This is a genomic window from Staphylococcus sp. HMSC062A01, assembly GCF_001836805.1.
Taxonomy (GTDB): domain Bacteria; phylum Bacillota; class Bacilli; order Staphylococcales; family Staphylococcaceae; genus Staphylococcus; species Staphylococcus haemolyticus.
In genome coordinates, this window is record NZ_KV830617.1 from 82718 (window position 1) to 105203 (window position 22486).

Here is a 22486-nt window from a genome sequence, read left to right on the forward strand (position 1 = left end):
GTTTATTAGTTATTATGATCGTTGTGAAATTCTTGCGATAAACATACTGAATTCAAATAAAATAATCAAAGGCAATGTTAATAATAAATTCAAAGTAATATCTGGTGGGGCAATAATACTCGCCACTACAAAACAACCAAAATAAATATACTTACGATAGTGTTTTAGTTCATTAACATTGATTAAGTCAAATTTAGCTAGACCCATAAATAATGTTGGGAGTTGAAAAAGAACACCAAAAATTAGCAACCATCGTATTAACTCATGCAAATAGGCTTTAAAACCAATAACAGGCTCAATACTTAAAACTTCAGATAATGTTAAAGAGAAATTTATAATTAATGGAAATCCTATAAAAAACGCAAATGCTACTCCAATTATAAATAACAGTGCACACCATAAGCTATATTTAATAATAAATCCCCGTTCATTAACATGGAGGCCAGGTGCAATAAAAGCCCATAATTGGTAAAACATAATAGGTATAATTAAACACAACGCTACAAAGAAGATAATCATAATGTAAATCTGAATCATTTCAGTAAATGAAAATGCATGTAGTGTTACATGTGCACGTTTAATATAGTGTATAAATGGTTTCATCCACCAATGTGATGATACATATACGATTATCGTTGCAACAATAAAAGCGATGAACACTTTGACGAGACGCGATCGTAGTTCATCAAAGTGTCCTAGAAGTGTATTACTATTTAATGTGTTCTCGTTGTTGTTTTGACTCTTTACTGGGAGTATCATGACTTTCATCTGTATCTATATTTTCTGCTGCAGATTTAAATTCTTTCAAAGTACTACCAATTGCTCGACCAAATTGTGGTAATTTTTTAGGTCCAAAAATAATTAATGCAATTATGCTAATAACGACTAAACTTGTCGGTCCTGTAATTCCTAATACAAACATATTGATAACCTCACTCATTATTGTTAATAATATCATCTATACTTTATACTTATTGATAAATATTATCAATAGAAATTTGCTCTGTTCATAAATAAAACGAATTTAATGCATAGAGGCATGTAAATAGGGAATAAGTTACAAAATAAAAAATGGATAATGAGCGGTATTTTAGGAGGTAGGAATGATGAGTGAATATATAACAATGATTGAAAATATGGATGTGAGTGATTTACGACAAATTTCTGAGACAACGTTTTATGACACGTTTGAAGGAGAATATTCAGATGATGATTTTAATCAATTTTTCAAAGAAACCTATAATGAAAAAGTGTTGTTAAATGAATTAATTAATCCTAATTCATTTCATTATTTTTACAAGGTGAATGATCAAATTGCAGGGTATTTAAAACTTAATGTCGGTAATGCTCAAACTGAGCCTAAAGGTGAAGATTATTTGGAGATTCAAAGAATTTATTTCTACAAGACTTATCAAGGTGGAGGAAGAGGACAAAAGTTTATTCAATTGGCTCTTGATAAAGCGAAAGAACTAAATAAAAATAAAGTTTGGTTAGGTGTATGGGAACATAATCAACAAGCATTATCATTCTATAGGAAACACGGCTTTGAAGTCACTGGACAGCATGAATTTATAACAGGTGAAGTAGTCGATATAGATTTAATAATGGAAAGAGAAGTTTAGCTATAGAACGAATAAAGCTTGGTCTAATAAAATAGGGGAGTTGGGGTTCGGGGCCCCATCCCTTGGTAAGGTTGACTAGAATTAAAAAAGCTTGTTACAAGTGCGCTTTTAATTTAGTCAACTACTGCCAATATATATGTAGCCTGAGGCATTGAATTATGTCCCAGGCTATATATTGTTCATTTATTATTGATAATATCTCGCATAAGTTGAGTTAGTCTTTTTAGTGAGGTGTTATTACGGTTCACGAGTTGATGATTTGAAATATCAGTTAATGTATGATGGATTAAGTTATTGTGTAATAAATCTTCATCTGTATACCAAACTTTAGATAAACTTTCCATAACATCATCATAAACACCACGCTCTTGCTGATATGATGAATGATTTGGTGTATAGAGACATATTTTTTTGCCAATAGTTAAAGCATCAAAGATAATTGAAGAATAATCAGTAATTACGACATCAGATATTAATAATAAATCTTGGGTTTCAATATGATTTGGTGCTTCAATTGCACCTTCTGGAAGTGTCATGTCATCCTCTATGTGACCTTTAAAAATGACGTGATATTCTTCTAATAATTCTGGTGAAATCGACATCAATTCAGTTGAATCTTTTGTCGCATGCCATGTTGGTGCATACAATAAAATTGGCTTTGTTCGATCAACATTTAATGCATCTTTAATTTTCTTCTGATGATTTTTATCATTCTGATAATGTAGTAAATAGCTAATTCTTGGATAACCATAAGGTATCATTTGAGTATGTTGAGTAGGGAAGGCTGTTTCAAATAATCCCTCAGCTGATTCAGAATCTGTTAAAAGATAATCTTGTTTGAGCCATTTATTATACTTTCGTGCTTTGTAATTATAAATATTTTTATTTTGATCTGGTTCTTTACTATCTAAGAATAATTTTTTAATTGGGGTTCCATGCCACAATTGAATAACAGTACCATTTGGTTTGAATTCATCAGGAATATAACTTTCAATGACTACAATTTTTGCTGTTTCAATAAGTTCTTTATTATTCTCAGCATCAGTAGGTAAAAAGTATGGTCCACGTCTATCGTTAGTAATGAAATAAGCTTCCGTGGTAGGATTTCTCTTCACAAAATAATTAAATAAATACTTAGAATTGCCTCTATAACCATAATCAAAACCTAAAAAAACAACATGGTTTTTTACTTTTGAAGAATCTTTATCATATACATAGCTTAGATTACGATGTTTTTTTAATGCATGATTTTGCATTTTGTTATATAGCCATTTTGGTAATTTAAACTTAGTTGTAACAAGCCAACTATCCACAAATCGCATTTCTTCTTCTTTACCAGGATATTTGAATTTACTGTAAGGTATAGAGTGACCATGAATGTATGCCAATTTGTTCAAATCAAAATGATTTATTTTTTTAATATCAAAAGTATCTAATGATGCCCAGAAAGCATGGCTAGTTCGACATTCATTGATGAAATTAAAAACGACGTGATTGTCTATATCAATTTCGTCTTTTAAAACAGAAATGACGGCTAAATCCATAATAGATTTAATGTTATACTTAGATAAATGTAATAAAGCACGTTCAATATTGAAAATAATATTAGGATAGTGGTTAATATTTTTCATCCATGATAAAAATGTTAATGTATCTTCACCAAAATAACGACAGTCATTTAAATATAAACCATTTAAAGTATAATCTACTGCTATTGAATTATGTGTTAAGTCTATAGCTTCCAACATATCATGATTGATTTTAATATCATTTGAATAAGGAATGAAATGTGAAAAACCAGCTGATTTGGCTTTGTTTAATTGTAATGCAAGATGGCGCATGTTAGAAATATTTATTTGTTTAATCATCATACATTGTCCTTTAACTCTTAAATTTCTTAAATATATTTTACCATGTGACTAAAAAAAATTCATATTTACAAAAATTACATCATTATATAATTGAAATGTTTGGAAATTTTCGTTGAAAAATAGTGGGATTTTATTTTGTTGAAAATTTAACAAAAATTTTATAAAAAGTACTATATAGTATTGTCATTTAAGTAGAAAGATGGTATATTTTTATTGTGAAAAAGTTCACAAGATATAAATTTGTGAAATCTAGCATTATTAACTTGTCGACAAACTAATAAACAATATAACAATTAGAAGTATAGTCAAACTTCAATTGTCAATATCGCTAGAGTGATCATTAATACAAACTAAAGGAAAGAAGAGTCAGAATTATGTTAGTTCAAACATTTAATCCATTTGATAATTTGGTATTATCTAGTTTAATAGCCGCAGTACCTATTATTCTATTCTTATTATGCTTAACCGTTTTTAAAATGAAAGGTATCTATGCAGCTATCACAACGTTAGTTGTTACATTACTTATTGCTATCCCGTTCTTCAAATTACCACTTGGCATTGCAACAGGTGGTGTTGTAGAAGGATTCTATCAAGGTATTATTCCGATTGGTTATATTGTCATGATGGCAGTATTACTTTATAAAATCACTCAAGAATCTGGTCAATTTAATACGATTCAAGACAGTATTACAAGTATTTCACAAGACCAACGTATACAATTATTACTCATTGGTTTCTCATTTAATGCATTTTTAGAAGGTGCAGCTGGTTTTGGTGTACCGATTGCAATTTGTGCGTTATTACTTGCTCAATTAGGTTTTAGACCTTTACAAGCTGCAATGTTATGTTTAGTAGCAAATGCTGCTTCAGGTGCTTTTGGTGCTATAGGAATTCCAGTAGGTGTTGTAGATACACTACACTTACCAGGTGCCGTTCACGCAATGGGTGTATCTCAAACATCTACATTAACATTAGCAATTATTAACTTCTTTATACCATTTTTACTTATCTTTATCATTGATGGTTTAAAAGGTGTAAAAGAAACATTACCTGCTATCTTAGTTGTATCTGTTACGTATACAGTATTACAAGGTTTACTAACAGTATTTAACGGACCTGAATTAGCTGATATTATCCCACCATTAGTAACTATGGGAGCTTTAGCTTTATTCTCTAGAAAATTCCAACCAAAACATATTTTCAGAGTACAAAAAGATGTGGAACCTGAACCGGTGAAACATCACAATGCAAAAGAAATTATCTATGCATGGAGTCCATTTGTTATATTAACAGTTGTAGTTATGATTTGGAGCGCACCATTCTTTAAGAACTTATTCTTACCAAATGGTAAATTATCTTCATTAGTGCTTAACTTTAATTTACCAGGTACTTTCAGTGAAGTCGCTCATAAACCAATTATGTTAAGTTTCAATTTTATTGGTCAAACTGGTACTGCGATTTTAATTACAATTATTATTACAATATTAATGGCTAAGAAAGTAAGTTTCGGAGATGCAGGACGTTTATTCGGTGTAACTTTTAAAGAACTATGGTTACCAGTTTTAACAATTTGTTTCATCTTAGCAATCTCAAAAATCACTACATATGGTGGTTTAAGTGCAGCAATGGGTCAAGGTATTGCTAAAGCTGGAAACGTGTTCCCAGTGTTATCACCAATCTTAGGTTGGATAGGCGTATTTATGACAGGATCAGTTGTTAATAACAACTCATTATTCGCACCAATTCAAGCTTCAGTTGCACAACAAATTGGAACAAGTGGTTCATTACTAGTAGCTTCAAATACAGTGGGTGGTGTAGCAGCGAAATTAATTTCACCTCAATCAATAGCAATTGCGACTGCTGCTGTTAAAGAAGTAGGTAAAGAATCAGAATTACTTAAAATGACATTACGTTACAGTGTTGGATTACTAATCTTCATCTGTATTTGGACATTTATCTTATCTCTAATTCTGTAATTAATATACAATATTATTCTAAGACATAATTATTTCAAAAATTGCCCGTAAATGAATTGTAAAAATTCGTTTACGGGCTTTTTCAATATTCATAGCAGTCCCCATAAATAAACATAATTATAAGTAGAATTAAACGTTATTAATTGCGGTCATAAATTTTTCATAAACCGTGTTAGGCGTATATTGTTTCAAAGTAACATGTCCTTCATTGATCATCTGACTAGCTTCATCGACGTGATTCATAGCGATGTCTATATATTTTGCTAATGAACCTGCATCACCATAATTGGCTAAATAGCCATTGGAATTATGATTAATAATGCTAGCAGGTCCAAGTATATTTTTAAAGCTGATAACAATATTATCTTGAGCCATAGCTTCTAATAAAACCATACCAAAGCCTTCATTTCTCGACGGAACCACAGTAATTTTACTGTTAGATAATTTGGTATTAAGTTGTTGAGTTGCAGGATAGATAGTAATTAAATCATTTAATTGATGCTGATCAATCAATTGTTGCAAATGTCCACGCTCTTGACCATCACCGTATATTTCTACTTTAAAATTCAATCGCTTAAGGTCATTTTGAATACGGCGAACACTTTCTATTAAAATATCAAACCCTTTTTCAAATTCTAATCTACCCGCACTAATAATGATATTTTCTTTCTTAGTAGCATATTTTACTGGATTGATGATATTTGGAATTGTATAAACAGGTGTGTCGATTTGTTGCTCGTAATTCAATTGATCTTGTTGAGTTAGCGTTGTGACTAAATCTATGTTGCGATAGGCAGTGAGTATATCTTGTTGATAATTTTCCGGATGAGCATGTAGGTTCATATGTTCCATTCCCACAGTTATGACATCGTTTGAATGATACTTTGAAATTAAAATATTAAAGCTCGCTCTAGTACCTACGAGTACATCTGTATCTACTTTTTTAATTGCTTTAATCATTTTATGTTCTACATATTTGGAAAATTGATTTAACCCGGGTTCAAACTGATTTATTTCTTTTGGTTTCAATAGTGAAGTATATTTATTTAAACGATTCATCATTATTGCTTTAGTGTTCTGAGGTTTTAAACGGTAGTCTACTAATGTCTTTATTTTTATTTTGTCATTTATTTCAAAGTAAGGCTCGTCTTGAGCTCGAAACACAGAAATAATTTCTATGTGATGTCCTTTGTCGGCAAGTGTATTAGCTAATTCAGAAACTGCTTTAACTGTTCCACCTAATGCATAAATATTATGCATGAAAAATGTGAATGATTTCATAGTTACACCTCAAATAATTCATAATAGAAAATTATAGCATTTCTGAGATGTGTCTAATAGTAATAGCCAATGCTAACTAAGATATTAGGTGTCTATCCTTTATTCTAGATAAAAGATGAAAACTTTATGTTAACACTTTTTTCATAGAACGATTATGTATATAATTAAACTAGTTATTAAAAAAGTCGATTTACGTTCTGCGTAAAGTTAATATTAAAAATTTTAATAAATAAAGAAAGCGTTTTAATTTATTAAGCCAAGATCAATTTCCTATCGACTAAAGATGTGAAAAAAAGGGGGACTGTATTGTTATGAGTTCAGAACATAGCAAAACAGATGTCATCTTAATAGGTGGCGGTATAATGAGCGCAACACTCGGTACGTTATTAAAAGAATTATCTCCAGACAAAGAAATTAAAATATTTGAAAAATTAGAACAATCTGGTGAAGAAAGTTCAAATGTTTGGAATAATGCTGGCACAGGTCATTCTGCACTTTGTGAATTGAATTATACTAAAGAAGGAAAAGAAGGCTCTGTTGATATTACAAAAGCAATTAAAATCAATGAACAATTCCAAGTATCTAAGCAATTTTGGGCACATTTAGTAAGAACTGGACAATTAGAAAATCCATCTAACTTCATTCAATCAGTGCCACATATGAGTTTCGTAAAAGGTATCTTCAATGTAAAATTCCTTAAAAACAGAGTAGCAGCATTAAAAGAAAATATACTATTTGAAAAAATGGATATTACTGAAGATCGTGAAAAAATTAAAGAATGGGTACCTTTAATGGTTGAAGGAAGAACATCACATGTTCCAATTGCATTATCTCGTGATGAAAGTGGGACAGATGTAAACTTTGGTGCATTAACAAAAAAACTCATCTCTAATTTAAAAGAAAGAAATGTAGAAGTCTCTTATAAACAAGAAGTTGAAAATATTGAGAAACTGGATAATGGAAACTGGAAAGTGACTGTTAAAGATCTTAATTCTGGACAAAGTCATACGTATGAATCAGAATTTGTATTTATTGGGGCCGGCGGTGCAAGTTTACCGTTACTCCAAAAAACAGGTATCAAGCAATCAAAACATATCGGTGGTTTCCCAGTAAGTGGTCTGTTCTTACGTTGTACTAATAAAGACGTTATCGAAAAACATCATGCTAAAGTTTACGGTAAGGCAAGTGTAGGTGCACCACCAATGTCGGTACCTCATTTAGATACACGGTTTGTAAATGGGGAACGTGCTTTATTATTCGGTCCATTTGCAGGCTTTTCACCTAAATTCTTAAAAACAGGTTCAAATTTAGACTTAATACGTTCAGTTAAACCTAATAATTTATTAACAATGCTATCAGCAGGTGTTAAAGAAATAGATTTAACTAAATATCTCGTATCACAACTTATGTTAAAACATGAAGATCGTATGAATGATTTACGTGTATTTGTGCCTAATGCAAAAGACGAAGATTGGGAAGTTATTGTTGCAGGTCAACGTGTACAAGTGATTAAAGATACTGAAGATAGTAAAGGTAACTTACAGTTTGGTACTGAGGTAATTACATCTGATGATGGTTCTCTTGCAGCATTATTGGGTGCTTCACCTGGTGCATCAACTGCAGTAGATATTATGTTAGATTTATTACAACGTTGTTATGGTAATGAATTTAAAAATTGGATTCCAAAAATTAAAGAAATGGTACCTTCTTTCGGACTTAAATTAACAGAGCATGAGGACGTCTATCGCGCTGTTAATAAAGAAATTCAAAAATATTTAAATGTAAAATAAGTATCATTTCAATATAAAATAACATTAAGCTCCTTATAAAGTTTGCACTTTAAGTGTTTACTTTATAAGGAGCTTTTCCATTAGTAATTATTTTTTATTTAATTGGTTATTGATTTCAGAAACATATTTTCTACTTTTTAAAAACTCTATAATCCAAATAGTGATGTAGATAATGATGAAATAGAATGTAAAAATAAATATATTTGAAACACTTATCGAAAACCATCCGGATAAAATACCAATTGGTAATAATCCAATATAACTCAATATAAAATGCATTAATGTGCTACGTGTGATACTCCAATCTGTGTGCGTAAAGAAAAAGTTTGCTAAGTAAAATAATGCACCAATTAAAAGCCACAAACAAATGGCGATGAGCATTACTAATGGTTCAGACAAGTGTGAATAATATAACTTACCTAGTGTTGTAACTGGTGAAATTGGATAATATTCACCTCCAGCATTGATATAACTAAAAATGATAGAAAGTGCTAAACCTATCACTAAAGAAATACTAACAAATTGATATAATTTTCTCATAATGAAAGTCTCTCCTTTATGGATTTTAAATATCTTCTAGAGGAGTAGGTATAATCAATATGTTGCAAATAAATTCTAATCAAACCATTAGGTTCTAATTGCAATTTTTTAATCTTATTAATATTTACAATTTCAGATTTAGAAATTCGAATAAATGAAGTAGGAAGTTTTTCTTCAAGTTCATATAATCGTTCTTTCAATTTAAATTGTTCGCCGTCTCTAATTGCAATGACTTGATTTTTATGTGTACGAAAACTAGTGATGGTTTGAATTTCTATAATATGGATCATGTCATCTTGTTTGCCATAGAGTTGCTTTAAACTATTCAAATCTTCAATATTTGTAATAACTTGTTGTACTTCATCATCAAATTCAGGTGCGTGAATCGTGATATACTTCTCATCTTCTTCGGGTGATATATGTAACCGTAGTTTCATTTGACTAATGCCTCCTCAACGTCATTTAACCACAAATGTATAGAAAATTTTTAGAACAATATTAAATGGTAGATATATTGAAGTAAGTGGTTAGCTTTGTAAAATAATATCTAACTAAATTGATTAGTTAGTTTCAGGCAATATCACTGTAAACGTCGTTCCGTCACGTTCATTACTAGTTACTGATATTTGTCCACGATGTAAATGAATGATAGATTGAGTAATTGCTAATCCTAATCCATTGCTATTATCCTCAGCATTACGTTTATAAAAACGATCGAATAGATGAGGTTGCACTGATTCTGGAATGGTATGCCCTTCATTTTTAACGGTAAAATAAATAATTCCTTCGTTAATAAATAATTTCACATCAATCATGCTATTGGGATTAGAATACTTAATTGCATTTTGAATGAGATTAGAACATGCTTGATGTAATAAACGATTATTTCCTCGGAAATGAATCGTATCTATATCAGACATCAACATTAATTGTTTGTTATCTATCCCATATTGTTCATGACGAATGATGTCAGTTATTAATTCTTTAAAGTGAACATTATCTTCAAATTTTAGATGAGTAGCGTTATCTAGTTCGGATAATAATAATAATTCTTTTGTCAAATTACTTAAATGCGTAACCTCTTCATGAATTTCATGAATAATCTGATCACGCTCTCCTTGATTTACATTGCTTTGTAACGTACTAAGTAGACGATGAATGTGTGTTAATGGGGTCTTGATTTCATGTGAAACATTTTGAACAAAGTGTTGTCGCATATCATCTACTTGTTTTAAAGATTGTCGCATCGCTTCAAATCGATATTGTAACGTACCAATTTCGTCATGACGACTTTGATAGATTGGTGAATTAAAATCACCATGCATTAAACGTTCAGTTGCTTGCTTCAATATTTTTATAGGTTTAATAATTGAATATGTAGATGCAATAACGAGCGTGATAGATATACTTAATAAGCATATTAAAAGAACAGCAAGAAAAGTGCGAAACTCACTAAATGTTTCACCTATATCAGGACGCATGAATACGGCAAGCTTTTGATTATTTTGATTAAAAGGGATACCCACAGTATTATCCGTTTCATTATCAAAAAAGCCAGTTATAAATAGTTCGAAAGGTTTATTTTTAATACCATGGTAGGCTTTACCTTTTAGTACTTGGTTAATAGCTGAATCTGAAATAGTGTCTTTTCGGAATGGTTCACCAAAAAATGTTTTATGATGTGAGTGATCTACAATCATAATTTGATAGTTCATATCTCCTAAATGTTTAAAATATGATTGAGTGTCAGATTGATTTGAAGATGTATGAAATGCTCTTGCCTCTTCTAAAGTACGCATAATTTTTGCGTCATTATGTGCTTTTAAATTGAAATGATAGTACACGTTTGCAAAAAGAAAACTGACTAAAGCACTAAAAAGAATGACTGTAATCGTGTAAATCGCAATACGTGTATAAAGCGTCTTAAACATGTGTAATCACCCTGTATCCTTGTCCACGAACTGTTTGTATCTCAATTGTGGCTTTTAATTGATTTAATCGATGACGTAATCGCTTAATGTGAACGTCTATAGTTCTTTCATCTCCCTCATAATCGAATCCCCAAATTCGCTCAATTAGTGTGTCTCTTGTGAAAATATGTTTTGGTTTACCACACAATAAAAATAATAATTGAAACTCTTTTGTAGGCAAATTGACATTTTTAGAGTCGACAGATAATTCCATATACTCTTGAATTAAAGTAACATTTCCTAACTTTATAATGTCTTGAGAATTAATTTGGTAACGTCTTAACACAGCTTGTATTCTAAATAACAATTCTTTTACTTCAAAAGGCTTGGTAACGTAATCGTCTGTCCCACTTACAAATGCACGTTCTTTATCACTCAGAGCATCTCTTGCCGTCAACATTATGACAGGTAAATCATAATCATTTTTAAGCAATTGACATAATTCAAATCCATCCATGCCAGTCATCATAATATCAACAACTGCAATGTCGACTTTATTATTTGCAAGGTATGCGATGGCACTTTCACCACTTGCGTGAGTGACGGTTTGAATTTGAGCTGCTTCGAGATGTTGAGATACATAATGTAATATCTTATAGTCGTCATCTACTATTAAACACTTCACCATCAGTTTTACTCCTTTATTATTCATAAAATGATTATATGAATAACTATATCAGAAAACAATTCTTCTTAAAGTTCATATTCAGTTCACAATGTGTCATTAAACTATGTATTGAAATAGCAGTGGGAGGTACTAAATATGAATTTAGCATGGAAAGAAATAAAATTTTACAGATTTCGTTATACATTAATCATGTTAATTATATTTCTATTAGGAAGCATGGTGTTATTTATTAGTGGATTAGCTCAAGGCTTAGCACGAGAAAATATATCATATTTAAATAATATGCCAGCTGAACATTATATAGTCGAAGATAATAAGGAACCGAAGTTAGAAAGTTCCCAGTTGAACCAATCACAACAAAACAAAATAGAGAATATCATTCATGAAAATGCAACTCAAATGGGGACGCAAACACTTAAAATAAACCAACAAGATCAAGATGTCATCACGCTAAATACGCCTAAACATCTTACGCCAAAACTTGTAAGTGGTAATTTTCCAAAAAAACAGAATGAAATAGCTATTAGTGAGAAACTGACTGGAAATGACTTGAAAGTTGGAGATACTGTAACTTTTAAAGGACATAATCAAGACTATAAAATTAGCGGCATAATGAATGAGTCAATGTACGCACATAGTTCAATGATATTAATGAATAAAGAAGCGTTTAAGTCATTAAATAAACAAGTATCAACATTTTATCCGGTTGATAAAATCAACAAAGATGAAAAACAATCACTTAAACAAATTAAAGGCATCAAGGTTGTAAATGAAAAGACATTAACTGATAACATTGCTAGTTATCAAGCAGAACAAATGCCACTTAATTTAATGATTATTAGTCTATTCGTGATTACAGCAATCGTTTTAAGTGCGTTCTTCTATGTAATGACGATTCAAAAAATACCTCAAATAGGCATTCTTAAAGCCATAGGTATTAAAACGAAACATTTATTAACTGCACTTTTACTACAAATTATTTTAACGACAATGTTAGGTGTTATTTTAGCATTTTCTCTCATACTTATATTAAATGCCTTTATGCCTGTAACTATGCCATTTTATTTAAGTTATAGTCAGGTGTTATTAATGATAGTCGTATTTCTAATTGTAGGGTTAATCGGTGCATTATTATCCTTTATAAAAGTTCTAAAAGTAGATCCTATAGAAGCAATTGGAGGTATGGAATAATGGCATTACAACTCAAACACATTACTAAGACATTTGGCAATGGAGATGCACAAACAGAAGTATTAAAGAATATTAATTTTAATGTGAATCAAGGTGAATTCATCATACTAAGTGGCGCATCTGGATCAGGTAAATCTACACTTCTTAATATTTTAGGTGGATTACTAAGTCCGTCGAGTGGAGATGTTTTGTATAATGGTGAGCATTTATTGTCAAATGAAGTAGATAAAACAAGTCTAAGACTAAATGATATAGGTTTTATTTTTCAATCATCTCATTTAGTTCCTTATCTAACAGTTAGAGAACAATTAATGATTGTAGCTAAAGAAGCGGGTATAAAGCGTAAAGAGGCTAAAGATAAAGCACAAAGACTATTAAATGAGATAGGTCTGAGTCATCGTTTAGATGTTTATCCTCATTTGTTATCCGGAGGAGAGAAACAACGCGTCGCTATAATGAGAGCTTTTATGAATGAACCTAAAATCATATTAGCAGATGAGCCAACTGCCAGTTTAGATGCAGATAGAGCGACATCTGTTGTGCAAATGATTAAAGCACATGTTCAAACTAAAAATATGATTGGTATTATGATTACGCATGATAAAAGATTATTTGAATATGCGGATAGAGTGATTGAAATTGAAGATGGTAAAATCGAGTTATAAAAAATAAGCTTAGAAAGTTTAATTAGTTGTGTCATTTAAATCACACAATAATCAAACTTCTCTCAGCTATAATCATTTTGCGGGAGTGGAACAAAACATACTGTTCCACTCCCGATTTTTTAAAATAGAATGAAAAGAGAAGCAAAAAATAAAACTGCAAAGTAAATGGTCAATAGTAATTTATATTGATACATTAGTGCTAAGAAATCTCTCACTAATGCGACATCAAAAAAATGATAAGGAGTGTGACTTCCTATACCATCAACTTTCATTCGGTTCGTATGCGCCAATTTCATTCCTCGTAAGATATGAAATTGGCTCGTAACACAAAGTATATTGGGGCTATTTGAGTATAGATTGTGTATGCCTTTTTTTGAATAATAGAAGTTTTCAAACGTATTTGTAGATTGAGATTCCATAATAATACTAGATTGGCGAACCCCATGTTGTATTAAATAACGCTGCATCGCTAATGCTTCAGATATGGGTTCATCTGGCCCCTGACCACCACTAACAATTATTTTACATTTGTCAGTTTGATGTTGATATACACTAAGTGCACGATTTAATCTTTCGGCTAACATTGGTGTAACTTTTTCTGTGAAAATTCCAGCTCCTAATACCATAATTAAGTCGTACTGCTTATGAGTTGAGATACGACCTAAAGCTGATGACCAAGACATGTAAAGCAATAATGCATAACAAGTACTTATCGCAATCATAGTTAGCCACAAGAAAACACCATTAATTATAGGAATAGGCATAGTGCTAAGATATGCAAGAATCGATGTAAAGAGTACTCCTAGTATGAGAAGTTTCGTCATTTTATTTATAAAAGTTTGACCTTTTTGTAAGGAGAAAAGATGGTTGTGCTTCACTAGTAAACCACCCATAGTAATCATCATGATTATTATTAGTGTAGTAGGGAGTGTCATTGTTAATAGATTCAAAACAGTAATTAACATACATAATATAATAGTTGTAATAAACATTCTTAAATTCAGAAGCCATTTCACGTTGAATAATACACCTAGTACAATCAATAACACAACGAGAGCTAAGATAATTGCAATCATAAGGAATACCTCTAATTTCTTTATATATATAAATGTAATCGAACAACTTACCAATTAGCAACTATTAATAAAGTAATGAGGTTTTCAAGAGAATTGTTTATTGATATTATTTAACAGAGTATGTAAAACGCTATTGATTACTATTTAACAAGGAGTAAAGTAATGAGCATAATTTCAAGAAACCACATCGAATTTATGAAGCAATTCATTGATGATACTAATACTTTAACTGCAAAGTTATTAAAAGATCAGCAAAGCAAGTATGGTATTTCAATGGAGCAATCCAATGTTCTAAGATTGCTAAGCCATCATCAAGTATTATCAATTACTGAAATAATTGAAAAACAAGGTGTTAATAAAGCAGCAGTAAGTCGACGTATCAAGAAACTAATCGATAGTGGCTTCGTAGCATTACAAAAGCCAAATAACAATATTGATCAACGACTAAAATATGTTGCTCTAACGGAAAAAGGTAGAAAATATACTGAAGAAAACAATAAAATAGTTAGCGATATGGTTAGTGATATGGTAGCTGATTTATCAAGTAAAGATATTGAGAAAGCTTTAAGTGTATTATATATAATAGATGAGAGAGTAAAAAAATTTAATTCAAAAGTTTAAATTAGTATGAAGGTCTAGAATGATTATTATATAATAGAAATCATATTCTTAATTTGAAATTAAAATATCAATCGATAAATATATTCTAGTAGAGGGGAAGTTGGTGACTAAATGAGTACATGTCCGAAATGTGGACAGAAAATTGATAGTAACTTAAACAAATGTCCTAATTGTGGAAATAAATTAGACAATAAAGACAATCAAATAAACTCCCCTCAAATCAACACATCTAATATTAGGATAAGAAAGTTTATTCCTTGGGCTATCGTTGCGTTTATCATTGTTTTACTAATTATTGTGTTTGTATTGGTTAGAAATTACAATTCACATAATGCGCAAACAAAGATTTTAGTTAATGCAATTGATAATAATGATTCACAAAAAGTAGCGACGCTATTAAGCTCTAAAAATTCTCATATAGATTCTGATGAGGCAAGTGTATATATAGACTATATTAGAAGTGAAGTTGGAATGAAGAAGTTTGCGCGCGATATTAAATCTACAGTAGAAACACTCAATAAAAGTGATTCAAAAGAGGCAATTAATTTAAAAACGCGTGCAGGTAATAACTACTTACGTGTAAGTAAAAATGGTACACGATTATTAATATTCGATAATATGAGTTACACTGCTCCTACAAAGAAGGCAATTGTGAAACCTAAATTGGATACGAAATATGAATTTAAAGATGGTGGAAAAAAGAAAACAGTTATTGCTGATGCGAATAAGACGACTTCACTAGGTACTTATATCCCAGGTATATATTCTGTTGATGCTAAAAAAGAAACAGAATATGGTGAGTTTAGTGGTCAACTTAAATTTGACTTTAGATATGGAAAGAGTAACACAGTTGAAGTAAATGAAAATTTCAACGAAGCGTTATTAACAGTCAAATTAAAAGGAAAAAGTGATTTAGACAAAGGCTCATTAAAAGTTGAAATAAATGATAAACAAATGAAATATAGCAGTTCTAGAGAATATGGACCTTATCCTCAAACGAAAGATGTTACAGTTTCTGCACTAGGTAAGGCAAAAGGGAAAACATTCCATGCAGAGACAAAAACAATCAAAGCAAGAGATTTAGGTAATATTAATAGTGCTACATTAGAGTTTGATGATGAAGAGATTAGTGATTATATCGAGGAAAAAGAAGCGGAAGAAAATAGTTTGAAAACAAAGCTAAGTAATTTCTTTAGTAATTATTCTTTCACTTTGAATTCAGCTATTTCACAAAGTGATTTCAATTTAGTGAGTACATTTTTAAAAGATAAATCGAGTATCTATAAGTCTATAAAAAACAATTTAAACCAATCAGTTGCTTTTATTAATCCACAAGTTGTAAGTGCTAGTCAAAAAGGCAACACGATTAATACTAAAGTGCAACATTTAAATAGCAATGGGCAGTATGAAACCACTAATTATGAATTAAGAGAAGATAGTGATACGGGTAATATTCAATTAGTTGATTCAAAATAAATGAATGAGTAGCGATCGAAATTGTATCTTTAACATTCATTTTAAATAAGTATTTGTAGACTGAACTGAGAAGGTGATTAAATCAAGCTTTTCTCAGTTCTAGTCATTTATAAGAGAATAAACGAAACACAAACTTAAAATTTCAGTAAGTGGTTTAAAAATTCGAAAGCTAGAGTAATATTGAAGCATGTTTTATTCCAACTTATTAAATTTTAATCAATACATAAAAATATGAAACCTAAAAAGGTGGGATAATATAATGGATATAGAGCAAAAGCAAAAGAAAAATTCACCGTTATTTATTATTATATTGGGTGCTTTAACTGCTATAGGTGCTTTATCTATAGATATGTTTTTGCCAGGGCTACCAGAATTAAAAAATGATTTTAATACGACTACTGCTAATGCACAACTAACTTTATCTTTATTTATGATAGGTTTAGGGTTAGGTAATCTGATTGTAGGTCCAATATCCGATAGTATTGGGCGAAAGAAACCACTAGTTATATCAATGATTATATTTGCTTTAGCAAGTTTAGGTATTGTCTTCGTTGAAAATATTTGGATTATGGTATTTCTTAGATTTATTCAAGGGTTTACTGGAGGCGCTGGAGCTGTTATATCAAGAGCGATTGCTAGTGACATGTATCGTGGAAATGAACTGACTAAATTTTTAGCACTGCTCATGCTAGTTAATGGAGTAGCACCTGTGATTGCGCCAGCTTTAGGGGGCTTAATTTTGAGTTTTGCTGTTTGGCGAATGGTTTTTGTCATTTTAACGCTATTTGGTGTATTAATGGTGTTAGGTTCATTGTTTAAAGTTCCTGAATCTTTATCGGTAGAAAATCGTGATAGCAGTGGAGTGAATGTGATTTTTAGTAACTTTAAAAGTCTACTCACAACACCACGATTTGTCTTACCAATGCTCATTCAAGGCGTTACATTCATCATGTTATTTAGTTACATTTCTGCATCACCATTTTTAGTTCAAAAAATATATGGTGTTTCGCCATTACACTTTAGTTGGATGTTTGCAGGAGTGGGAATCACACTTATTATTGCGAGTCAGATTGCTGGAAAATTAGTAGACTATTTTCACCCACAAGTGCTACTACGTGCATTTACAATTATCCAAATCTTTGGCGTTGTGATTGTGTCATTAACATTAATAAATCATTGGCATTTTGCGTTATTAGTTATAGGTTTTATCGTTTTAGTGGCGCCAGTTACAGGCGTCGCGACATTAGGATTTTCAATTGCAATGGAAGAACGTACAACCGGAAGCGGAAGCGCATCAAGTTTATTGGGATTATTACAATCTTTATTAGGCGGCCTTGTGACACCACTTGTTAATCTAAAAGGTGAATATAACAGTATGCCTTATATCATTATTATTAGTCTCACAGCAATTTTACTTATCATTTTACAATTATTAAATATTAAAGTATTTAAACATGACAAATTATAAAAGAAATTAAATTAATTACTATGCTACGATGAAACAATTAAATACAGTATCAAAGTGAAGAAGCCATTAATCGAGTTAACTCAATTAATGGCTTCTTCATTGGCTAAATACAACTATCTTTGAACTTTTAAAGTATTAGCTAGTAATGCACTTGCTACTTCATCCGGGCGTTCTTGACACCCTAATCTTAACCAATTTAAAATGACACCTATTTGACCACTCATTGTATAAGTTATAAAAAAAGGCACGTTTTGAATGGTTGTATTATTTTCTCCTAAAATTCTCGTGTAATACTGTTTCGTAATATCAATATATTCCATAACTAATTCTTTATTTGGATGGGAAATAAAAATAGCGTGGTAAAACGCTTTTTTTCTATAGATATATTTTAGAATAATATGGAAGAATTTATAAACTTTTTCAGGATTTTTTTTAATATTATCAAAATTAAAAGAGAATGTGTTGAGTAAGTGTTCGTATTTATTCAAATGATAATTTTGGATTTTTGATAGCAAGTCAAATTTATCTTGAAAGTGATCATAGAAAGTTGACCGATTGACATTAATATTTGCACAAATCATCTTTATAGATATATTTTCGAAGGGATAAATTTCTAATAAATCAATTAAACTTTTTATAATTTTATATTTAGCGTTTTGCTTCATCTTGTCACCTGATTTATCTTGTACTTCATTTAGCCGACAATTTACTAATAATTGTTGGTGTTAATTTTATTTATATGTCTTTATAATATTAAAAGTGATTTTGAAAAGCAAATAGGAGGAAATGTTCAATGAAGAAAATGGTGTTAATTAATATCATCACAATCGTTGTTCTAGTTGTAGTTGGTATTGTAGGTTTCTACTTATATCATAATGCTACAAGCTTTGTAACAACTGATAATGCCAAAGTTGATGGAGAACAAATTCAAATCTCTAGCCCAACTTCAGGTCAAATTAAATCTCTTGATGTAAAACAAGGGGACAAAGTTAAAAAAGGTGACAAAGTAGCAGAAGTGAGTGGTCAAAGCCAAAGCGGTGAGTCACAAACAATGGATATCAAAATGCCAAAAAACGGAACTATCGTTAAAACAAGTGGTATGGAAGGTTCAGTTGCACAAGCAGGTTCACCAATTGCTTATGCTTACAATTTAGATGATTTATATATTACAGCAAATATTGACGAAAAAGATGTTAGCAGTGTAGAAAAAGGCGACAAAGTTGACGTAACAATCGACGGTGAAGATTCTGACGTTGACGGTAAAGTTGAAGAAGTAGGCCAAGCAACTGCAGCTAGCTTCTCATTAATGCCATCATCTAACACTGACGGTAACTACACTAAAGTATCTCAAGTAGTACCAGTTAAAATTTCTTTAGATTCTGCACCATCTAAAAATGTTGTTCCTGGAATGAACGCTGAAGTAAAAATTCATAAAGACTAAGGAGGTCATAGAATGACAACGACCTTCATTGTTGGATATATTGTTTTAGCGGTCATTTTAGTTGGTTTAGTTAACGTTCTTGTGTTGAAATCACGTAAGAAACGTAAGAACCAAGCTAAGGGACAACACATAAATGAAGAATCTAAAAGTCAAAGTAATCCATCTAAATTTAAAATCAGTGACTTAGACCGAGATAAAGCGTCGAATCGCACGCAAGATTCTCAAAGAGACGATGATAAACAGCGTCACACGAACTCTGAAGATAGACACATTGAAAATGATAAACGAAAAAATCATTTCGAGAATGAACAAGATCAGCAAGATCATGCATCAGAGCAAATACATCCTGAGCAAAAGCAAGCATCACATTCCTTACATTATGCTGATGATGCTACTGAGGATGACAAAAAAGATGATGATGTAAACAATCAACATCTACCTAAGGATTCAATTTATGAACCGATTAATCCTGATTCTCAAGAAGGACGTGTAAACGAACGTATTAAGAAACAAAAAGAAGATTTTGTTTTTGGAAAAGGGATTACAAGAAATAAAATTTTAGCAGCAATGTTGTTTGGTATGTTTATAGCCATCTTAAACCAAACGTTATTAAACGTTGCATTGCCTAAGATTAATACAGAATTCAATATTTCTGCGTCAACTGGACAATGGTTGATGACAGGATTCATGTTAGTAAATGGTATTTTAATTCCAATAAGTGCATTCTTATTTAATAAATACTCTTATCGTAAGTTGTTTATTATTGCACTTTTATTATTCACTATTGGTTCACTAGTCTGTGCACTTTCTAATAACTTCCCTATGATGATGGGTGGACGTGTACTACAAGCCATTGGTGCTGGTGTGTTAATGCCATTAGGTTCTAACGTAATCGTTACAATCTTCCCACCAGAAAAACGTGGCGTTGCAATGGGAACAATGGGTATAGCAATGATATTGGCGCCAGCTATTGGACCAACTTTATCAGGTTACATCGTTCAAAATTATCATTGGAACGTTATGTTCTATGGTATGTTCTTCCTAGGAATTGCTGCAATGATATTCGGTTATTTCTGGTTCAGATTATATCAAAGAACAACAAATCCAAGAGCCGACTATCAAGGTATCGTCTACAGTACGATTGGATTTGGTGCACTATTATACGGATTCAGTGAAGCCGGTAATAAAGGTTGGGGTTCAGCTGAAATCGTAACGATGTTCATAATTGGTGCGATATTCATTGCTGCATTCGTCATTCGTGAATTAAAAATGAGAGCGCCAATGTTAAATCTTGAAGTGTTGAAATCATCAACATTTACACTAACAACTATCATTAACATGGTTGTTATGATGAGTTTATTCGGTGGTATGATTTTATTACCAATCTACTTACAAAATTTACGTGGCTTCTCAGCACTTGATTCAGGACTGTTATTACTTCCTGGTTCATTAGTTATGGGTATATTAGGACCAATTACTGGTAAGCTACTTGATACAATTGGTTTAAAACCTTTAGCATTGTTTGGTATAGCTGTAATGGCTTACGGAACATGGGAACTTACTAAATTAAATATGGATACATCATATCTTCATATAATGAGTATTTATGTGATTCGATCATTCGGTATGGCATTTGTAATGATGCCACTTATGACAGCGGCCATTAACGCACTGCCACCAAGACTTATTTCTCATGGTAATGCATTCCTAAACACGATGAGACAATTAGCTGGTTCAATTGGTACTGCGATTCTTGTTACTGTTATGACGACGCAAACAACAAATCATGTTGGTGCGTTTACAGATGAATTAGATAAAACAAATCCTGTGATCCAAGACCACGTCCGTCAAATGGCGGCACAATATGGTGGTCAATCTGAAGCAGTACAAGCTATCTTAAAATACGTAAATCAGCTTGCATATATCGAAGGCATTAACGATGCATTCTGGATTGCGACTGGATTAGCAGTCTTAGCATTTATTTTAAGTTTATTCTTAAAAGGTAAAAAAGGCGCTGATGCAGAACATGAAAGAATGATGAATGCAGAAAGTAATAAATTTAAATAAAATGATGTTGGGGGACATTATTTTTAAAGTATCGGTACACTTCTTTAAGTGTGATCGATACTTTTTTTATTAGAAAAAAGTCATTGTGACTAAATGATTACGTCTACAATGGCAAAAAATATATTACTTGATTTTAGGATGGTTCATTTTTCGATTTCTGAAAAAGAAACTAACAATTAATAAAGCTAGACTACATACTAATAAAATAAGCGCATTATGAATAGCATCCGCTTCACTAATAATTTGATTAGCAGAAACATTTAACGAGAAACTTTGTAGTTTATCAGCAATTCGTTGACCAATTACTTGTATTGCATATCCGAAATACAGTGACATGATCAATAATATTGAAATCACAATAAAATTTAAAATCTTTAATAAAGTTCGATTGAAGATAATAGTCAAAATAGTGATAACTAAACTTACAATTGTTAAAATGAAAAATATATTAAAAACAAATACGAGACGATTGGCCACATCTTCAAGATTAGCTAATTGGCTTAAATTAATATTAAGTGTACCTATTTGTGTAACCGTATACTGAAAATCTTTAATCTGACCGTAACTAATGGGTTGATTAGCAAATGCTAAATTAAAGATAGGTTGTTTGTACATACTATAACCCGTTATAGCTACTAATATGAAAATTATGATTTGGATAATTAAACTCACCCAAGATCTTCTTTTTCGGTTGTTACGATTAGAACGAAGATAGTTGTGATTATCAATAGGAGATTTATTATCATATTGTGTTGTTTTTCTTTCTGACACTTTTCTAACTCCTTTTCTATAATTCATTTGTT

Annotated in this window: 21 protein-coding genes; 10 read left to right on the forward strand and 11 right to left on the reverse strand. The window is 31.0% G+C overall.

Features of this window, described 5'->3' with window-relative positions; all coding sequences use genetic code 11:
- Positions 1-12 precede the first annotated feature (12 nt).
- Positions 13-759: a twin-arginine translocase subunit TatC gene (gene tatC, locus HMPREF2715_RS04610; protein ID WP_053022222.1), complete on the reverse strand. Its 747-nt coding sequence runs from the start codon at positions 757-759 to the stop codon at positions 13-15.
- Complete coding sequence (locus HMPREF2715_RS04615) at positions 710-940, reverse strand: twin-arginine translocase TatA/TatE family subunit (RefSeq protein WP_370444502.1); 231 nt, start codon at positions 938-940, stop codon at positions 710-712. The genes tatC and HMPREF2715_RS04615 overlap by 50 nt, the downstream gene beginning before the upstream one ends.
- A gap of 166 nt (positions 941-1106) precedes the next feature.
- Here HMPREF2715_RS04615 and HMPREF2715_RS04620 point away from each other — a divergent pair, with 166 nt between their 5' ends.
- Complete coding sequence (locus HMPREF2715_RS04620) at positions 1107-1622, forward strand: GNAT family N-acetyltransferase (protein ID WP_070839556.1); 516 nt, start codon at positions 1107-1109, stop codon at positions 1620-1622.
- A gap of 179 nt (positions 1623-1801) precedes the next feature.
- On the opposite strand, the gene HMPREF2715_RS04625 is transcribed toward HMPREF2715_RS04620, so the two are convergent.
- Positions 1802-3490, reverse strand: a complete 1689-nt coding sequence (locus tag HMPREF2715_RS04625) for a CDP-glycerol glycerophosphotransferase family protein (RefSeq protein WP_070442643.1) — start codon at positions 3488-3490, stop codon at positions 1802-1804.
- A 377-nt stretch (positions 3491-3867) separates the two neighbouring features.
- Here HMPREF2715_RS04625 and HMPREF2715_RS04630 point away from each other — a divergent pair, with 377 nt between their 5' ends.
- Positions 3868-5469 (forward strand): L-lactate permease, encoded by a 1602-nt coding sequence (locus HMPREF2715_RS04630; RefSeq protein ID WP_053021429.1) that lies wholly within the window; start codon positions 3868-3870, stop codon positions 5467-5469.
- Positions 5470-5598: 129 nt separating this feature from the next.
- On the opposite strand, the gene HMPREF2715_RS04635 is transcribed toward HMPREF2715_RS04630, so the two are convergent.
- Positions 5599-6750, reverse strand: a complete 1152-nt coding sequence (locus HMPREF2715_RS04635; protein WP_053021425.1) for a glycosyltransferase family 4 protein — start codon at positions 6748-6750, stop codon at positions 5599-5601.
- 311 nt (positions 6751-7061) lie between these two features.
- On the opposite strand from HMPREF2715_RS04635, the gene mqo reads away from it, so the two are divergent.
- Positions 7062-8540: a malate dehydrogenase (quinone) gene (gene mqo / locus HMPREF2715_RS04640; protein ID WP_037535826.1), complete on the forward strand. Its 1479-nt coding sequence runs from the start codon at positions 7062-7064 to the stop codon at positions 8538-8540.
- Between the two features lie 87 nt (positions 8541-8627).
- Here mqo and HMPREF2715_RS04645 read toward each other — a convergent pair whose 3' ends face one another.
- The 4 genes from HMPREF2715_RS04645 to HMPREF2715_RS04660 form a co-directional block, all read right to left on the reverse strand.
- Positions 8628-9080, reverse strand: coding sequence for a DUF3021 domain-containing protein (locus tag HMPREF2715_RS04645; RefSeq protein WP_053021421.1), 453 nt, complete (start codon positions 9078-9080; stop codon positions 8628-8630).
- On the reverse strand, positions 9077-9517 hold the full coding sequence (locus HMPREF2715_RS04650) for a LytTR family DNA-binding domain-containing protein (RefSeq protein WP_070581978.1): 441 nt from the start codon (positions 9515-9517) through the stop codon (positions 9077-9079). The genes HMPREF2715_RS04645 and HMPREF2715_RS04650 overlap by 4 nt, the downstream gene beginning before the upstream one ends.
- Before the next feature lie 123 nt (positions 9518-9640).
- Complete coding sequence (locus tag HMPREF2715_RS04655; protein WP_070839559.1) at positions 9641-11011, reverse strand: sensor histidine kinase; 1371 nt, start codon at positions 11009-11011, stop codon at positions 9641-9643.
- Positions 11004-11678: a response regulator transcription factor gene (locus tag HMPREF2715_RS04660; RefSeq protein WP_070442520.1), complete on the reverse strand. Its 675-nt coding sequence runs from the start codon at positions 11676-11678 to the stop codon at positions 11004-11006. Before HMPREF2715_RS04660 ends, HMPREF2715_RS04655 begins: the two co-directional genes overlap by 8 nt.
- A gap of 135 nt (positions 11679-11813) precedes the next feature.
- Between HMPREF2715_RS04660 and HMPREF2715_RS04665 the strand changes: the two genes are divergently transcribed.
- Together HMPREF2715_RS04665 and HMPREF2715_RS04670 are read left to right on the forward strand one after the other, a co-directional pair.
- Positions 11814-12869: an ABC transporter permease gene (locus HMPREF2715_RS04665; protein ID WP_070442517.1), complete on the forward strand. Its 1056-nt coding sequence runs from the start codon at positions 11814-11816 to the stop codon at positions 12867-12869.
- On the forward strand, positions 12869-13534 hold the full coding sequence (locus tag HMPREF2715_RS04670; protein ID WP_053023281.1) for an ABC transporter ATP-binding protein: 666 nt from the start codon (positions 12869-12871) through the stop codon (positions 13532-13534). The genes HMPREF2715_RS04665 and HMPREF2715_RS04670 overlap by 1 nt, the downstream gene beginning before the upstream one ends.
- A 119-nt stretch (positions 13535-13653) precedes the next feature.
- On the opposite strand, the gene HMPREF2715_RS04675 is transcribed toward HMPREF2715_RS04670, so the two are convergent.
- Complete coding sequence (locus HMPREF2715_RS04675; RefSeq protein WP_070581984.1) at positions 13654-14610, reverse strand: YdcF family protein; 957 nt, start codon at positions 14608-14610, stop codon at positions 13654-13656.
- Positions 14611-14772: 162 nt separating this feature from the next.
- On the opposite strand from HMPREF2715_RS04675, the gene HMPREF2715_RS04680 reads away from it, so the two are divergent.
- From HMPREF2715_RS04680 to HMPREF2715_RS04690, 3 genes are all read left to right on the forward strand, one after another.
- The gene (locus tag HMPREF2715_RS04680) at positions 14773-15231 is read left to right on the forward strand and encodes a MarR family transcriptional regulator TcaR (protein WP_053023283.1); all 459 of its coding nucleotides are present in this window, start codon (positions 14773-14775) and stop codon (positions 15229-15231) included.
- 111 nt (positions 15232-15342) lie between these two features.
- The gene (locus HMPREF2715_RS04685; protein ID WP_070581986.1) at positions 15343-16707 is read left to right on the forward strand and encodes a membrane-associated protein TcaA; all 1365 of its coding nucleotides are present in this window, start codon (positions 15343-15345) and stop codon (positions 16705-16707) included.
- 259 nt (positions 16708-16966) lie between these two features.
- The gene (locus tag HMPREF2715_RS04690; RefSeq protein ID WP_053025208.1) at positions 16967-18175 is read left to right on the forward strand and encodes a putative multidrug effflux MFS transporter TcaB; all 1209 of its coding nucleotides are present in this window, start codon (positions 16967-16969) and stop codon (positions 18173-18175) included.
- A 113-nt stretch (positions 18176-18288) separates the two neighbouring features.
- Here HMPREF2715_RS04690 and HMPREF2715_RS04695 read toward each other — a convergent pair whose 3' ends face one another.
- On the reverse strand, positions 18289-18840 hold the full coding sequence (locus HMPREF2715_RS04695; protein ID WP_070581987.1) for a TetR/AcrR family transcriptional regulator: 552 nt from the start codon (positions 18838-18840) through the stop codon (positions 18289-18291).
- 128 nt (positions 18841-18968) lie between these two features.
- Here HMPREF2715_RS04695 and HMPREF2715_RS04700 point away from each other — a divergent pair, with 128 nt between their 5' ends.
- Together HMPREF2715_RS04700 and HMPREF2715_RS04705 are read left to right on the forward strand one after the other, a co-directional pair.
- Positions 18969-19616 carry an HlyD family secretion protein gene (locus HMPREF2715_RS04700; protein WP_053025209.1) on the forward strand — a complete coding sequence of 216 codons (648 nt, stop codon included), beginning with the start codon at positions 18969-18971 and terminating at the stop codon, positions 19614-19616.
- A 12-nt stretch (positions 19617-19628) separates the two neighbouring features.
- Positions 19629-21683, forward strand: a complete 2055-nt coding sequence (locus tag HMPREF2715_RS04705; RefSeq protein WP_070678689.1) for a DHA2 family efflux MFS transporter permease subunit — start codon at positions 19629-19631, stop codon at positions 21681-21683.
- 123 nt (positions 21684-21806) lie between these two features.
- Here HMPREF2715_RS04705 and HMPREF2715_RS04710 read toward each other — a convergent pair whose 3' ends face one another.
- Positions 21807-22454: a hypothetical protein gene (locus HMPREF2715_RS04710; protein WP_070485072.1), complete on the reverse strand. Its 648-nt coding sequence runs from the start codon at positions 22452-22454 to the stop codon at positions 21807-21809.
- Positions 22455-22486 lie beyond the last annotated feature (32 nt).

Excerpts from the sequence above, each read along its gene's own strand:
- mqo (WP_037535826.1), top strand. The coding sequence starts at position 7,062 with ATGAGTTCAGAACATAGCAAAACAGATGTCATCTTAATAGGTGGCGGT.
- HMPREF2715_RS04665 (WP_070442517.1), top strand. The coding sequence starts at position 11,814 with ATGAATTTAGCATGGAAAGAAATAAAATTTTACAGATTTCGTTATACA.
- HMPREF2715_RS04625 (WP_070442643.1), bottom strand. The coding sequence starts at position 3,490 with ATGATTAAACAAATAAATATTTCTAACATGCGCCATCTTGCATTACAA.
- HMPREF2715_RS04620 (WP_070839556.1), top strand. The coding sequence starts at position 1,107 with ATGAGTGAATATATAACAATGATTGAAAATATGGATGTGAGTGATTTA.
- HMPREF2715_RS04660 (WP_070442520.1), bottom strand. The coding sequence starts at position 11,678 with ATGGTGAAGTGTTTAATAGTAGATGACGACTATAAGATATTACATTAT.
- HMPREF2715_RS04675 (WP_070581984.1), bottom strand. The coding sequence starts at position 14,610 with ATGATTGCAATTATCTTAGCTCTCGTTGTGTTATTGATTGTACTAGGT.
- HMPREF2715_RS04670 (WP_053023281.1), top strand. The coding sequence starts at position 12,869 with ATGGCATTACAACTCAAACACATTACTAAGACATTTGGCAATGGAGAT.
- HMPREF2715_RS04645 (WP_053021421.1), bottom strand. The coding sequence starts at position 9,080 with ATGAGAAAATTATATCAATTTGTTAGTATTTCTTTAGTGATAGGTTTA.
- HMPREF2715_RS04655 (WP_070839559.1), bottom strand. The coding sequence starts at position 11,011 with ATGTTTAAGACGCTTTATACACGTATTGCGATTTACACGATTACAGTC.
- HMPREF2715_RS04650 (WP_070581978.1), bottom strand. The coding sequence starts at position 9,517 with ATGAAACTACGGTTACATATATCACCCGAAGAAGATGAGAAGTATATC.
- HMPREF2715_RS04700 (WP_053025209.1), top strand. The coding sequence starts at position 18,969 with ATGAAGAAAATGGTGTTAATTAATATCATCACAATCGTTGTTCTAGTT.
- HMPREF2715_RS04705 (WP_070678689.1), top strand. The coding sequence starts at position 19,629 with ATGACAACGACCTTCATTGTTGGATATATTGTTTTAGCGGTCATTTTA.
- HMPREF2715_RS04630 (WP_053021429.1), top strand. The coding sequence starts at position 3,868 with ATGTTAGTTCAAACATTTAATCCATTTGATAATTTGGTATTATCTAGT.
- tatC (WP_053022222.1), bottom strand. The coding sequence starts at position 759 with ATGATACTCCCAGTAAAGAGTCAAAACAACAACGAGAACACATTAAAT.
- HMPREF2715_RS04690 (WP_053025208.1), top strand. The coding sequence starts at position 16,967 with ATGGATATAGAGCAAAAGCAAAAGAAAAATTCACCGTTATTTATTATT.
- HMPREF2715_RS04685 (WP_070581986.1), top strand. The coding sequence starts at position 15,343 with ATGAGTACATGTCCGAAATGTGGACAGAAAATTGATAGTAACTTAAAC.
- HMPREF2715_RS04680 (WP_053023283.1), top strand. The coding sequence starts at position 14,773 with ATGAGCATAATTTCAAGAAACCACATCGAATTTATGAAGCAATTCATT.
- HMPREF2715_RS04695 (WP_070581987.1), bottom strand. The coding sequence starts at position 18,840 with ATGAAGCAAAACGCTAAATATAAAATTATAAAAAGTTTAATTGATTTA.
- HMPREF2715_RS04615 (WP_370444502.1), bottom strand. The coding sequence starts at position 940 with ATGAGTGAGGTTATCAATATGTTTGTATTAGGAATTACAGGACCGACA.
- HMPREF2715_RS04635 (WP_053021425.1), bottom strand. The coding sequence starts at position 6,750 with ATGAAATCATTCACATTTTTCATGCATAATATTTATGCATTAGGTGGA.